Below are 14,517 nucleotides of genomic sequence, written 5' to 3'. Positions count from 1 at the left end.
GTGATTGTTAAGCTACTAAGGGTGTACGGTGAATGCCCTGGCATCAGCAGGCGATGAAGGACGTAGCTAGCTGCGATAAGCCTCGGGAAGCCGCAAGCAGGCCGTGATCCGAGGATGTCCGAATGGGGAAACCCAGGCGATTAATGCCGCCTATCCATGTCTGAATACATAGGACATGAGAAGCCCACGCAGGGAAGTGAAACATCTCAGTACCTGCAGGAATAGAAATCAATAGAGATTCCCTTAGTAGTGGCGAGCGAAAAGGGAATAGCCCAAACCACAGTGATGTCAAGCCCGTGTGCGTTGTCGCTGTGGTGTTGTAGGGTTTCATCTGATGGCAATACGGTGCCGTCGGCAAGTTACAAAATAGGATCTTAGTTGAACGGTCTGGAAAGTCCGGCCACAGAAGGTGATAGCCCTGTAGACGACAAGACCCTAACTTGCTGGATGAGATTCCTGAGTACCGCGGGGCTCGAGAAACCCTGTGGGAATCCGGGACGACCACGTTCCAAGGCTAAATACTCGCTGATGACCGATAGCGCACCAGTACCGTGAGGGAAAGGTGAAAAGAACCCCGGTGAGGGGAGTGAAATAGAACCTGAAACCGTACACCTACAAGCAACGAAAGGGCTATGCCCGCAAGGGAATGCCTGATCGTGTGCCTTTTGCTTAATGAGCCTGCGAGTTATCCTGCGTAGCAAGGTTAAGGCGAAAAGCCGGAGCCGTAGCGAAAGCGAGTCCGAATTGGGCATTTAGTTGCGTAGGATAGACCCGAAGCGGAGTGATCTACCCATGGCCAAGGCGAATCCGCCGTAACAGGCGGAGGAGGCCTGAACTGATGTTTGTTGCAAAAAGCTCGGATGAGCTGTGGGTAGGGGTGAAAGGCTAATCAAACTCCGTGATTGCTGGTTCTCCCCGAAATAACTAGAGGGTTAGCCTCGTGACAGCCGTGACGGAGGTAGAGCACTGGATGGGCTAGGGGCGTTCCAACGCTACTGAACCCAACCAAACTCCGAATGCCGTTACTGGACGCACGGGAGTTAGACTACGGGTGCTAAGATCCGTGGTCAAAAGGGAAATAGCCCAGACCGTCAGCTAAGGTCCCTAAGCGTGAGCTAAGTGGAAAAGGTTGTAAGGTCGCTCAGACAGCCAGGAGGTTGGCTTAGAAGCAGCCATCCTTTAAAGAGTGCGTAATAGCTCACTGGTCGAGCGATTTTGCGCCGAAAATATAACGGGGCTCAAGTTCACCACCGAAGCTACGGACTTGCCTCGCAAGAGGTGAGTGGTAGGGGAGCATTCTCTTCGCTGTGAAGGTTGACCGGCAAGGACAACTGGAGCGTAGAGAAGAGATTATGCAGGCATAAGTAGCGATAAACGATGTGAGAATCATCGTCCCCGTAAGCCTAAGGTTTCCTGGCCTATGTTCGTCAGGTCAGGGTTAGTCGGGTCCTAAGCCGAGGTCGATAGACGTAGGCGATGGAAAACAGGTCAACATTCCTGTACCACTGTTATGACGTTATCAGCGAAGGGGGGACGCAGAAGGGTAGGCACCGCCGGGTCGCTGGAATGCCCGGTCCAAGCAGGTAGGCGGGTCTCGTAGGCAAATCCGCGAGGCCGTTAACGCCGAGATGTGATGGGGAGGCCGCAAGGCCATAAACGGACTGATCCCATGCTGCCGAGAAAAGCCTCGTAGCGAGTCATGATAGTGTCCGTACCGCAAACCGACACAGGTAGGCCGGTAGAATATACCAAGGGGCGTGAGAGAACACTCCCTAAGGAACTTTGCAATTTAGCCCCGTAACTTCGGGAGAAGGGGTGCCTCGCGTAGGTAAGGGTGTACAATCCAAGCCGAACGAGGTTGCAATAAAGTGGCTCTAGCGACTGTTTACCAAAAACACAGGACTCTGCGAACACGCAAGTGGACGTATAGGGTCTGACGCCTGCCCGGTGCTGGAAGGTTAACCGGAGGAGTTAGCCGCAAGGCAAAGCTTTGAAGGGAAGCCCCAGTAAACGGCGGCCGTAACTATAACGGTCCTAAGGTAGCGAAATTCCTTGTCGGGTAAGTTCCGACCTGCATGAATGGCGTAACGACTGGAGCGCTGTCTCGGGAAGTGACTCAGCGAATTTGTTGTTCCGGTGAAGAAGCCGGGTGCCCGCAACTAGACGGAAAGACCCTGTGCACCTTTACTACAACTTGACATTGGATGTTGGAAGGGGCTGTGTAGGATAGGTGGGAGCCTACGAAGCGTGGCCGCTAGGTCGCGTGGAGGCGTCCTTGAAATACCACCCTGAACGTTCTGATATTCTAACTCGGTCCTGTCATCCAGGACGAAGACAGTGTCTGGTGGGTAGTTTGACTGGGGCGGTCGCCTCCAAAAAAGTAACGGAGGCGTTCAAAGGTTCCCTCAGGCTGGTCGGTAATCAGCCGTCGAGTGCAAAGGCATAAGGGAGCTTGACTGCGAGAGCGACAGCTCGAGCAGAGACGAAAGTCGGACTTAGTGATCCGGTGGTTCTGTGTGGAAGGGCCATCGCTCAACGGATAAAAGGTACGCCGGGGATAACAGGCTGATCTCCCCCAAGAGTTCACATCGACGGGGAGGTTTGGCACCTCGATGTCGACTCATCGCATCCTGGGGCTGAAGCTGGTCCCAAGGGTTAGGCTGTTCGCCTATTAAAGCGGTACGAGAGTTGGGTTCAGAACGTCGTGAGACAGTTCGGTCCCTATCTGTTGTGGGCGGAGGAGAGTTGAGAGGGGCTTTCACTAGTACGAGAGGACTGTGAAGGACGGACCTCTAGTGTGCCGGTTGTCGTGCCAACGGCAGCGCCGGGTAGCTATGTCCGGTAGCGATAATCGCTGAAAGCATCTAAGCGAGAAGCGTGCCTCAAGATAAGCTCTCCCGTAGCAGTATGCTACCTAAAGACCACTCGTAGACCACGAGTTTGATAGGCTGGGTGTGGAAGGCGTGTGAGCGCTGTAGCTAACCAGTACTAATCGGTCGTGCGGTTTAACATCCTTTGCTCCTGATAGACATGGTCTCACCACGATACAAAGAACGTATTGTGGATTACTAAAGAAAAGTTCTGAGCTCTGTCTGTTAGTCTCAGGCTCAGGATGAAACAGTCAAGACATATTTATTGACGAATGTTCCCGGTGGCCATACCGGAGGGGCCCCACCCGTTCCCATACCGAACACGGAAGTTAAGCCCTCCAAGGCCGATGCTACTGCTGCCGCGAGGCAGTGGGAAAGTAGGACGCTGCCGGGTTACAATGAAGGCCCGCTGGTCGAAAGATCAGCGGGCCTTTTCTATTTTATTAAACCTTTAGCAACGTCCAGAAGAAAGTTGGTTGGTTTTGTTGCGTACGGCAAGTACGACAAGGCTGTCTGCTTGTGGCGAGCGGTTGATTGATGGCATATACGATAGGTGGAGGTAGCAAAGCTGGCTTAATCCGCTTCGAAAGAAGACGAGATGTAAGGAAGAGTAGGGGCTAGAGATCGACACCGACCCCCTGGCATGTATTTTTTAGCTGAACCCGATAGATAATTCAGCCGCCTGTTTTTAGGAATATTGGATTACAAGGAGATTCCTCGGTTTTCATCTCTTCGACAGTAAGCCCCAGCTATACGGTAAGCCGTCGTTCGAAAACGTATTACGCAGATCTGTTCTGACATCTATACGGACGGATATGAAATAGGAGCAGGTGAGCATCAAACAGCGTCAGACTGACTGTGTTCCTGCAATCAAGTATTCACCAGAGAAGCCACGTGGGTGAGTCGCATGGGCATGTGCTTCTGCTGGATCGACGACACTGTGTGCTCCTTCGGGTCCCCAAGCGTGTGGCCGATAGGGCAGGTCTCCCGGAGAAGACTACTGTGGAGGTTGATGTGCGAAAGGATGCGCTGGCTGGTTGTGCGGCCGGATCTGCGGAGAGTCTATAATCTGAAATCCCAGGTGGTGGTCTTTTGCGATCAACCCGCTGTCAGGAATGTTGGATGGCAAGGCTTGACCCACATTGGCTGTCACGCGACGAGAAGTCGCTCGATGTAGGAGTGCAAGGTGCGGCCCTACTCAGATGCTAGGAAAGAATTGACGGAGGACCGGATCGTCGAAAAGAGGCGAGGGCAATCGGTAAATTAGAGACCTCGGTCAACGACAGCATCGTGATCTCCTGTCCGAACCCGAGCGATTGGAGCAGCAGAAAGAGACCGAAGCTGAGAGCAATGATGCCGGGCCAGATCATCGAGAGAGAGCCAAGAGCGAAGACAAACACCATTGCGGCCACTGTGTCCTGAGCAAGTTGGCTTTTGGCTGTGAGCATACACTCTCCTTTCCTAGCTTGCTCTTTGCCTCAAAACGCGAGCAGTGTTGTTTCAACTATTCGCATGATAGCTCCTAAGGAGACCTAATTAGCAACGGAGAAGAAGACCTACTATCAGTTAGGTCTATTTGGCAGGGTGGCAACTGATACAGTTCGACGTAAACACCGAAGACGAAATAAAGCGGTCGGGAGTCTGTAGTCGAAAAAAGTTTGTCTGGACGATTGTACTTGGTCGGGTCTACCCTGAATCTATTGGTCTTCTCCGCGAAAGGTGACAACGACTCTGTGCAATGGACAATACCGTAGTCTGCGTTGTCCGTGCTTCATAGGTGTTGAGATGAAAGAGGTTGCCTGGGAGAGCAGGCAACCTCTTGAGAAGATCAGGCGGCTTTTGCGGGCTTCTGAATCTGCCTTATTGCCGCTGCCACGACGTTGTCCGTCGTGAACCCGAATTTCTTTTGAAGTTCCTTGAGAGGAGCCGATGCGCCAAACGATTTCATACCGATGATCTCGCCTGTCAGCCCTGCATACGCTGCCCATCCAAACGTGGAGGCCTGTTCGATGCAGACCCGTGCCGTGACGGCTGGAGGAAGCACGCTGTCGCGATAGGCCTGCGGCTGGTGCTCGAACAGCTCCCAGGAGGGCATGCTCACCACGCGGGCCTTGATTCCTTTTGCCTTCAACTGCTCCGCTGCCTCAAGGCAGAGCGAGACTTCACTGCCACTGGCGATGAGCAGCACGTCCGGTTTTCCTCCAGGCGCGTCGGCCAACACGTAGGCGCCTTTCGCCACTCCGGACGCAGGTGCATATTTAGTACGGTCGATGGTTGGAAGGGCCTGGCGGGTTAGAATCAACGCCACCGGCTCGTGCTGCATGTGCATGATGACTCGCCATGCTTCGGACACTTCATTCGCATCGGCAGGCCGAAGGACGATGAGATTCGGAACAGCTCGCAGCGAGGCTAGCTGCTCGATCGGCTGGTGCGTGGGGCCATCCTCGCCAACCCCGATCGAATCATGCGTGAAAATGTGGATGACGGGGATTTCCATCAGCGCGCTCAATCGGATCGCACCCCGGCTGTAATCACTAAAAATTAGGAAGCCTGAGCCATACGGGCGCACTTTGGAGAGCGAGAGACCGTTTAACACGGAGCCCATCGCATGTTCCCGAACGCCGAAGTGGAGGTTACGGCCACCGCGATCCTTCGCGGTGAAATCGCCGGCTCCCTCGAAGGTCAAGCGGGTCTTTGTTGATGGGGCCAGGTCCGCCGATCCTCCTAAGAGCCACGGGACGTTTTTCGCCAGGACGTTGAGCACCTTACTCGAGGCATCGCGGCCGGCCACTCCTTTGGCATCGGGAGGGAATACCGGAAGATCCTTGTCCCAGCCCTCAGGTAGTTGGCGCTGTTGCATGTGAGCGAGGTGATCGGCGAGCTGAGGGAATTGTCGCTGATAGTCTTCAAACTTGGCCATCCAGGCCGCGCGCGCCTCGCGCCCACGCTGTCCCATGCCCTCCTGGAAATGTTCGCGGACGCCCTTTGGTACCAGGAACGTTTCGTGTTCCGGCCAGCCGTAGTTCTGTTTGGTCAGCCGAATTTCTTCTTCGCCCAGCGGTTCGCCGTGTGCGGCATGGGTATCTTGTTTATTGGGGGAACCATAGGCGATATGACTATCGACGATGATCAGCGTTGGGCGATCCGCCTCCTTTTTAAACGTGGTCAAGGCTCGTTCAAGCATGTCGAGATCGTTGGCGTCGCCAACCCGGGTGACATTCCATCCGTATCCGATGAACCGGGTGGCCACGTCTTCACTGAAGGCCCAGTCCGTGTGTCCTTCGATCGTGATCTTGTTGTTATCGTAGATCCAGCAGAGGTTGGACAGTTTCAAATGCGCCGCCAGGGACGCCGCTTCTCCTGTGACACCTTCCATCATGCAGCCGTCGCCACAGAGCGCGTAGACGTTGTAGTCAAACATGTCGAACCCTGGGCGATTGAAGTACTGGGCTTGCCACTGGGCGGCGATGGCCATTCCAACGCTGGTGGCAACCCCTTGTCCGAGCGGACCGGTCGTGGTCTCCACGCCAGAGGTCCAGCGGTATTCCGGGTGTCCTGCACATTTACTGTTGAGCTGACGGAAGTGTTTGAGGTCGTCCAGTTGCACCGAGAGCTCACCCAGCCGTTCGTACTGAGGATTGACTGCCTTCACTCCGGTCAAATGCAGCAGTGAGTAGAGGAGCATGGAGGCGTGCCCCATCGACAGCACGAATCGGTCTCGATTCGGCCAAATCGGATCGCTCGGATCAAACCGGAGGATTCGCTGCCAGAGACAGTAGGCCACCGGGGCCATGGCCATCGGTGTTCCTGGGTGGCCTGAATTGGCTTGCTGCACGGCATCCATCGAAAGAGTACGGATCGTGTTGATACAGGTCTGGTCGAGTTGTGCGTTCGTCACTATGGCCCCCTTGTTCTGGCAGTGTGTTTCTGGAGCGCTACTGTCGATGGTTCCCTTCAAGTATGTCGGTCGTTTCAAGCGCAAGCTTGAGAGATGACGTGAAGAAGATGTGAGGAAACCACACACGATGGAATAGCTGAGCATCCTGTCCAAAGGAAAGACCCCACTGCAAGAAGTTTGGCTCCAAACAACTCATGAGGGTTAGGACACGAGCTTGATGGCTGAAAAGTCGTGTGGCTATTCTTGTTTTGTCCACTTGCAGGGCATGCTACTTTCCACGGAGAAAGTCGGTGGGGTCTATTCGTGACGATAGTATTGTAGATTCTGGTGAAGCGACGCTGGTGGAAGTGCCACAATCATTTTCAATCACCTGCTCGGCGCTTCTTTGACTTTTGAGTACTCAGCGGAGTGCTGTCCGCGTAGCCAGGCCTACCATATCCTGAAAGCCGGTCTTCAAGTCCGTGCCAGCCAACTGTTGAGTTCCTCCAGATCCGTCCGGGTGAGGGTCCCGCCCCACACGCGTAAGGCCACCAGGGATCGGATATAGTCGTAGCGGCCCCTGGCGTAGGCAAACCGAGATTTGAGGAGATTCTTTTTCGCTTCCAGCAGCGCCACGATCGTCGCTGCGCCCAGCTCATAGCCCCGTTGCTGGCCATCCCGGGCTTTGATGCGGGCCTCCACCTCGCGCGCCGTCGAGGCGATGCGTGAGTATCCTGTTTGGGCATTCAGATACGCCGTCCGCGTCTCCCGTTCGATCTCCCGTTGCTTTTGCACGTGCTTGTATTTGGTCATTTCAAAACGGGCGATGGCTTCGCGCTCCCCGGCTTTCACACTTCCGCCGGAATACAGCGGCATATTGAGCTGCAGCCCCAAGGTACCGACCGTATACGGGTCCAGCTGGCGGTTATCGAACCCACCATTCTTGGCATAAATACCGCTCATCTGCAGAGACAACTGTGGGAGATGGTTGGCCCACTGACTGGCGATGCTCTTCGCCGTCGCGTCCATTGCGTGGTGCAACGCCTGGATGGCCGGATGACGCGAGACCGCGTCGGCCACCCACTGATCGGCTTGCCCAGGCACTGACGGCAACTCTTCTTTCGTCAGGCGCGCAAGATCAAGCACCGGCACCCCAACTATTTCTCGCACCTTTTCCAAGGCAATGGCCTTCGCATTGTGGAGTTCAAGTTCTCGCGTTTTGAGGGTCTGGTAGTAGGCCTCCACCTCGTAGAGATCGGTGACCTTCGCCATGGCGCGCTCGTACAGGCGGCGGATCCGCTGCATCTCCCCGTCAGTCACGTCTAATTCGCTCTGTACGTATGTGGCCTCATCATGGGCCTGCAAGTACTCCAAATAGCGATCGACTAAGTCGGTGGCGAGCCCCATGCGGGCGTTCTCCAAGTCTTGCTCTGCCTGCTTCACGGTCAACCCCGCGCCCTCATAGGCGCGATAGGAGGCCAGGTCGAACAGCGCTTGCCGCGCCTGCACCACACCGCGCAACCCTTGATACTGTGACGTGAAATCTGTCGTTTGTTGTGTGAAGGCGTTCGTGGTTTCTTGAGTCAATTCGTTCCACGAGATGAAGCCCGTGGCCGACACTTGGGGCAAGAGTTTGCTGCGAGCCTGATCCTGCTGGGCCTCCACCTGCACAACGGAATACTTTCGGCCCATCACGACTGGATTGGTGGCCAACGCCAGATCGTAGAGTTCCAGTAAATTGGCTGGTGGGCGTTCTGCCGCCTCGGCCGTCGGGCTGAGAAGCGTCAGGGTCAACACGAGAAGGATGAGGTTTCCCATTGTCATCGACTCCGCTTTGTGCGTGGTTACCAGGACACCCGTCTGGATTGGAAGGAGACCGCGTCGTCTCTCCGCTCAATCCTCGAGAAAGGCGCGTGTGAAGGTGTCGGTCAGAGGCTTCATCAAATACTGCACCAAGGTTCGTGCCCCGGTCTTGATGAGCACCTCCGCGGGCATTCCCGGTACCAGTTCAAGGTTGGCTGAACTCAGGGCCTCGAGGCCCTTGGGAGAGACAGCGACCCGTGCCAAATAGTATGCGGTTTCCCCGCTCGTACTTTCTTTGGTGTCTCGTACAAGCCGATCCGCCGAGAGACTGATCAGCGTCCCCTCGATCGTGGGCACATCGCGGGTCTTGAACGCGCTGAACCGCACCTCCGCGACCTGTCCCACCGTGACCCGATCAATGTCGATGGGCGCGACTTGGGCTTCGATGATGAGCTTCTGATGTTGCGGGACGATGTCGAGCAACCGTCCACCCGGGGGGAGCACGGCTCCAAGGGTATGCAGGGTCAACCCCAGTACCATCCCGGAGACGGGGGCCTTGATGACGGCACGGTTGACCAGACTCTCCAGCGACTGCACTTTCTCCCGGAGCTGGAAGAGTTCGTCCTGGACGGTGCTCAGCTCTTTGGCGACATCCCGTTGCAGGTCTTTCTGCACTTGCAGGATTTTCAGTTCGATCTCCGCCATGTGTAACTCACTCGCCGCGATATCGGACAGCAGTTGCCCTCGTTGGCCCTCGCTCTGAGCCAGGGCTCGGTCGAGTTCCTCGACCTTCTGTTTCTCGGTGAAGCCCTCCTTCAACAGACTTGTGAAGTCGGCAAGCTCTCCCCGGTAGGACTCCACGAGTCGATCGCGGTTGACCATCTGCGTGTGCAGCCCCTTCACCTTGGCCCGCAGTTGCTCGATCTGTCGGCGATACACCGCCCGCTCACCGTCGCTCGCCACCCGGCGCACCGCAAATGTTTGATCCTGCAACCGCAGCGCGTCCTGGACGCGCGGGTCATCTCGGTGTGCGAGTAAGTCTGGGGGATAGTGTACGACCGGAAGTCCGTCGCGCTGGGCTGCCAGGCGGGCTTCCTGCGCGGTCCTGCTATAGAGCTGCCCCCGCAAGACTTCCAGCTGCGCCCGTGAGTGGGTATCGTCCAGTGTCGCGAGCACCTGGTCGTGCTGCACGGAGTCCCCATCCTGCACCGCAAGACTTCGAATAATGCCGCCCTCCAGGTGCTGCACCGTTTTCCGGTAGTGCTCCACGGTAATGACCCCCGGTGCCAAGGAGGCACTCTGCAGCGGGGCCAGCGCCGCCCACGCTCCGAATCCGCCGAAGACCACCAGCACCAGCGCAAACCCCTGCCGGCAGATCGCGCGGTCGTCGCTCAAGCTGTGACGTGGCGCGTCGAGCAATAACTCAGACATAGGGCACCTGTCGACTACACATGAGCACACTCCTTTACACAGTTTGTTCCGGAACGACCGGCAGGACATGCTCCAAGCGTGCGTTTGCTGCCGGACTTGGTGGAGACACCGCGGACGGCGGTTGGGCCATGGCCGCCAGGATCTCTTCACGCGATCCATACCGGGCCAGTTTCCCCTGCACGATCAGCGCGATCTTGTGCACGGCCTGGAGCACATTCGTGCGATGTGTGACCACCACCACCGTACAGCCATCCCGTTGTAAGAGTCGTAACGTGGTCATGAGGGCGGCTTCCCCAGCCATGTCGAGGTTCGCATTGGGTTCATCGAGGACCACCACGCGCGGACGTCCGTAGATCGCCCGGGCAATGCCGAGGCGTTGCTGTTGCCCGGCGGAGAGGGCAACGCCGCGACCGATCAGTGGGGTGTCGTAGGCCTGCGGCAAGGTCAAGATCATCTCATGGATGCCCGCCCATTGGGCGGCTTCCACCACACGGTCCGCCTCGATCTGACCGAAGCGCGCGATGTTCTCCGCAACGGTGCCGTCGAGCAATTCCACATCTTGCGGGAGGTAGCCCACGTACTGGCCGAGCTGGGTTCGATCCCAGTTGTGGAGGTCTGCGTTATCAAGACAGACCCGTCCGCGCCCCGGAAGGTACAGGCCGAGGATCGCGCGCGCTAATGTGGATTTCCCCGCCGCGCTCGGTCCGATGAGCGCGACCGTCGTCCCCGGTTGGATCGTGAGAGTCACCCCGTTCAGAATGGGCTCGTTCCGACCCGGCACCGCGATCACGAGGTCCTCCAGTGTGACCTGCCCCCGTAGTGGTGGTAATGACATGCGGGCGGCACGTTCAGGGATGGTTCGGAGGAGCGTATCCAGCCGCCCATAGGCCTCGCGCGCTCCAAGAAACCCACGCCAACCGGCAATCATTTGGTCGAGCGGCGCGAGCGCCCGCCCCAAGAGAATGGATCCGGAGATGACCAGCCCTGGAGAGATCGCGTTCTGGATGGCTAGATAGGCCCCCAGCCCCAACACGAGCGATTGAATCGTCAGCCGGTAGGTGCGGGCCAGGGCGTTGATCAAGCCGGCCGTGGTACTGGCTCGACTTTGCAGCGCTAACACCTGTATTTGTCGAGCGGACCAGCGTGCTCGTAAGCGAGGCAACATCCCCATGGCCTCCACCACTTCGGCGTTACGTAGATTGCGTTGGACGAACTGGGTCGCCTCGATCGATTCGCGGTTCGCGTCTGCCAGATCGGTGCGGGTCGATAGCTCATTCCACCACGCAAGCCCCGCCAACAGGAGCATAGACAGGACCGCCACCATCCCGAAGTAGAGATGAAACAGGAACATCAGTCCGATATAGATCGGGATCCAGGGTGCATCGAAAAAGGCCAGCAACCCTGGCCCGGTCAAGAATTGCCGGATCTGCAACAGATCGGTCAGGGGTTGGGCCGTGGCGGCCGTTCCACCGCTGGTGAGGGATTGGCTAAAGATGGCATCAAAGACCCGTTCACCGAGGTGCTCGTCGAGCCGGGCACTCGTGGCGACCATAATCCGTGACCGGATCCATTCGAGTCCACCCAGCACCAGGAAGAGAAAAATCGTGATGACCGTGAGCATCAGCAGCGTCGACTCACTGCGGCTCATCAGCACCCGGTCATACACGGCCAGCATGTAGATGGCCGGCACGAGCATCAGCAGATTCACGAACAAGCTAAAAAATGCAGTGGTTAGGAAGGACCGACGACAGGCCGCCAAGGCCTGTTGCAGATCGGACGACTCGCTGGTCAGAGGTGTCGCTGGGGTGGTGCTGCTCGGTGTCGTCATAGGTACCGTCGATTCATGAAGCCATAAGGGTGTGGAGCCATCTCAAGGGTAACCAGCCGTAGTACTCTCTACGCACCAGCGCTCACAGAGGACTCATTAGTACCGCATTTTGCCTGAAGCTTTCAAACTATTCGGCGTGATCTCTTTGTCTCTAGCGGTGGCGCTGATCATGACAGTCCATAATCAACGCCACCTGCCTCTACACCCGAAGTATTCAGGATCCACGTCTCTCGGCCCACGGAGGGCGTCCCTGAATTAGGACGCCCTCCGTGGTTGCCCGAGTCCTACAGGAGGACGTCGGTCACGCCCTGAAGGAGGGGATTCGCTGAGACGAAGAGTGATGGAACGCCCACCTGAATCGCGAAGTCTGGCGCTCCTCCATCGACGTTAGCGTACAAAACCCCACCGACATAGCCGGCCTGGCCTACACCCAGAGGCAGAGCATTGCCAACCCAAGTGAAGGCCTGGTCACCGGCCACCGTGGGCCTGGCATCAATATCCCTCAGGTCGATCTGATCGCCAGCGAATATGCCGTTCCCAGCAAACCCAATGATGACATCCCTGCCAGCAAGGGCAACGGTGCTATCGATGAGCCTGTTGTAATCCAAGCGATCGTTCCCCGAGCCACCGACGATGATGTCCCTGCCCGCTGCACCGTTCAGCAAGTCGCTGCCAGCACCACCGAACAGCGTGTCGTTGCCAAGCAGGCCGAATAGGCGGTCGTCGCCACCCAGGCCCGAGAGCACGTTCGCCGCGTTATTGCCGGTGATGGTGTTGTTGTTGCCATTGCCGGTCCCATTGATGGCAGCGAAGCCGGTCAGAGTGAGGTTCTCGATTCCGAAGCCTATGGTATGGAACGCTGCGGACGAGTTCACGGTGTCCACTCCGCCCAGCGCATCATTAAAGGACTCTGCTGTCACATCGCCGGTGTTGTCCACGAAGTAGGTATCGTTCTGGTCGCCGCCGTTCATGTTGTCGGCGCCGGACCCACCGTTGAGCGTGTCATTGCCAGTGCCGCCACGCAGCGTGTCGTTGCCGGACTCCCCGCGGAGATCGTCATTGCCACTGCCCCCGTTGAGGATGTCGTTGCCGCTGAACCCGAGCAGCGTGTCATTGCCACCTCCGCCGTTGAGGGTGTCGTTGCCCAACCACCCGTCCAGGGTGTTGTTGAAGGCATTGCCGGTGAGGGTGTCGTTGAAGTTTGAACCAATGAGGTTTTCGATACTCACGAGCGTGTCACTCCCGGCCCCTCCCGTGTTCTGCGGTCCCGCAATGTTGAGGTTAACCGTGACGGGTCCTTCCCCGATGTACCGGGCGGTGTCGGTCCCGAATCCCCCGTTCAGTATGTCGTTGCCGGCATCGCCGTTGAGGGTGTCATTCCCCCCCAGCCCATTCAAGATATCGTTTCCAGCCAATCCATTGATAGTGTCGTTACCGGCTGTGCCATTCAGGACGGGGAAAAACTTAATAAATGGGAATGAACTTGTAAACTGAAAGGTGCCGTTGTCATTTCTACTCGTTCCATTAATAATCGCCATTACAATCTCCTCTGTTGATGTGTGCTCCTGACCGGATCATCCTGGCCAGGGTGGATGAAGGGGGAACGGCTCCCATGGAGCCTCACCCTCCCTCATGATTGAGACTCAGATTGCTTCGTGCTTCTGCACTTCTTTCTCTCATCGGCGTCCTCCTTCCATCTCGTGCGGTCACTCTCGATGAGGTTGTGTACAGAACCGACGATTGATTGTCAGTCTTGGGGCTGAGCAATTTCGATGCCGACGTGGGCACGAACACAGGAGCCATCTGGCGGTGGTCCGATTGTACGTACGTTCAACAGTATAAGACCTGCCTATTGAGTTGTACGTAGACCAACACTCCTGCTGATCATCGCGTGGAGTATCTGAATAGATACTACTTATGTATCTGAATAGATTCTATCGATGTATCTGAATAGATGCAGCGGAGAGAGTCTGTGGAGGCATCAAATCCTCTTCACAAGACCAGCCTCCTGGTCTCATCTACACTAAGCTTGATGGGCTTGCGATACTGAGTGAGGTCGCTGGGTTGGATGCGAACAAGGAGATGCGATCATCAATGGGGTATACGCAAGAACCGTTCAGGATCTGCGTCTCGGCCGACGCAGGGCGCCCTGCGTGGAGTCGCGATGGTTACAGGATGATGTCGCTGAAAGGCCCTCTAATGACTAACGGCGTGCCGGCGGTCAGCTGAATCTGCATATCCACCGGTGACAAGTTACCGAGGATGTTGATGCTCAGGAGCCCAGCTCCTTGGTTATAACTGAGTTGTCCCGGAAAGAAGGCCTGGTTGCCGAAGGCAAAGAGATTGGCGTCGATCGTGGACAGGTCGATGCGGTCGCCTGCGAATATTCCATTTCCCTGAAAATCGGTGATGACATCTCTGCCCGCGCTGGCTGGGCTGTCGCTGGCCGCATTGTAATCGAAGGTATCGAAGCCGCTGCCGCCAGTCAGGATATCGCGACCGGCCCCACCGGTCAGCAGATCGTTGCCAGCCAGACCGTTGAGTACGTTACTGCCGGCATTGCCGATGAGGGTGTCGGCGAAGTTCGTGCCGGTGACGTTCTCAATACCTGAGAGCCTGTCGAAGCCGCTCCCCACTGTGTTCTGGAATAACAGATGGGGCTGATGTAGCTACGACTTGTTAATTTCGGATTGATACCAGGATTTCAG

7 protein-coding genes and 2 rRNA genes are annotated in these 14,517 nt (G+C 56.8%); 2 read left to right on the top strand and 7 right to left on the bottom strand.

What is annotated here, in order from left to right:
* The first annotated feature begins 3 nt into the window (after nucleotides 1-3).
* Both E8D52_10595 and rrf read left to right on the top strand, forming a co-directional pair.
* Nucleotides 4-3,013: ribosomal RNA gene (locus tag E8D52_10595) — 23S ribosomal RNA — on the top strand.
* Nucleotides 3,014-3,147: 134 nt separating this feature from the next.
* Nucleotides 3,148-3,264, top strand: a 5S ribosomal RNA gene (gene rrf, locus E8D52_10590).
* 811 nt (nucleotides 3,265-4,075) lie between these two features.
* On the opposite strand, the gene E8D52_10585 is transcribed toward rrf, so the two are convergent.
* The 7 genes from E8D52_10585 to E8D52_10555 form a co-directional block, all read right to left on the bottom strand.
* Nucleotides 4,076-4,318 (bottom strand): hypothetical protein, encoded by a 243-nt coding sequence (locus E8D52_10585; GenBank protein TKB69391.1) that lies wholly within the window; start codon nucleotides 4,316-4,318, stop codon nucleotides 4,076-4,078.
* A gap of 380 nt (nucleotides 4,319-4,698) precedes the next feature.
* Nucleotides 4,699-6,912, bottom strand: coding sequence for a transketolase (gene tkt, locus E8D52_10580; GenBank protein ID TKB69390.1), 2,214 nt, complete (start codon nucleotides 6,910-6,912; stop codon nucleotides 4,699-4,701).
* Between the two features lie 309 nt (nucleotides 6,913-7,221).
* On the bottom strand, nucleotides 7,222-8,571 hold the full coding sequence (locus E8D52_10575) for a hypothetical protein (GenBank protein TKB69389.1): 1,350 nt from the start codon (nucleotides 8,569-8,571) through the stop codon (nucleotides 7,222-7,224).
* Nucleotides 8,572-8,640: 69 nt separating this feature from the next.
* A complete protein-coding gene (locus tag E8D52_10570) occupies nucleotides 8,641-9,981 on the bottom strand; it encodes an HlyD family type I secretion periplasmic adaptor subunit (protein TKB69388.1) in 1,341 nt (446 codons plus the stop codon).
* A 34-nt stretch (nucleotides 9,982-10,015) separates the two neighbouring features.
* Complete coding sequence (locus E8D52_10565) at nucleotides 10,016-11,809, bottom strand: type I secretion system permease/ATPase (GenBank protein ID TKB69387.1); 1,794 nt, start codon at nucleotides 11,807-11,809, stop codon at nucleotides 10,016-10,018.
* 284 nt (nucleotides 11,810-12,093) lie between these two features.
* The gene (locus tag E8D52_10560; protein TKB69386.1) at nucleotides 12,094-13,347 is read right to left on the bottom strand and encodes a calcium-binding protein; all 1,254 of its coding nucleotides are present in this window, start codon (nucleotides 13,345-13,347) and stop codon (nucleotides 12,094-12,096) included.
* 630 nt (nucleotides 13,348-13,977) lie between these two features.
* Nucleotides 13,978-14,463: a hypothetical protein gene (locus tag E8D52_10555; GenBank protein TKB69385.1), complete on the bottom strand. Its 486-nt coding sequence runs from the start codon at nucleotides 14,461-14,463 to the stop codon at nucleotides 13,978-13,980.
* Between the last annotated feature and the right edge of the window lie 54 nt (nucleotides 14,464-14,517).

Origin of the sequence: Nitrospira sp. (assembly GCA_005116745.1) — a bacterium.
Taxonomy (GTDB): domain Bacteria; phylum Nitrospirota; class Nitrospiria; order Nitrospirales; family Nitrospiraceae; genus Nitrospira_D.
This window is presented reverse-complemented; position numbering and strand designations above follow the sequence as displayed.

What these genes read in the sequence shown, in the direction of transcription:
- E8D52_10585 (TKB69391.1), bottom strand. Translation starts at nt 4,318, where the DNA reads ATGCTCACAGCCAAAAGCCAACTTGCTCAGGACACAGTGGCCGCAATG.
- tkt (TKB69390.1), bottom strand. Translation starts at nt 6,912, where the DNA reads ATGCTCAGCTATTCCATCGTGTGTGGTTTCCTCACATCTTCTTCACGT.
- E8D52_10575 (TKB69389.1), bottom strand. Translation starts at nt 8,571, where the DNA reads ATGACAATGGGAAACCTCATCCTTCTCGTGTTGACCCTGACGCTTCTC.
- E8D52_10570 (TKB69388.1), bottom strand. Translation starts at nt 9,981, where the DNA reads ATGTCTGAGTTATTGCTCGACGCGCCACGTCACAGCTTGAGCGACGAC.
- E8D52_10565 (TKB69387.1), bottom strand. Translation starts at nt 11,809, where the DNA reads ATGACGACACCGAGCAGCACCACCCCAGCGACACCTCTGACCAGCGAG.
- E8D52_10560 (TKB69386.1), bottom strand. Translation starts at nt 13,347, where the DNA reads ATGGCGATTATTAATGGAACGAGTAGAAATGACAACGGCACCTTTCAG.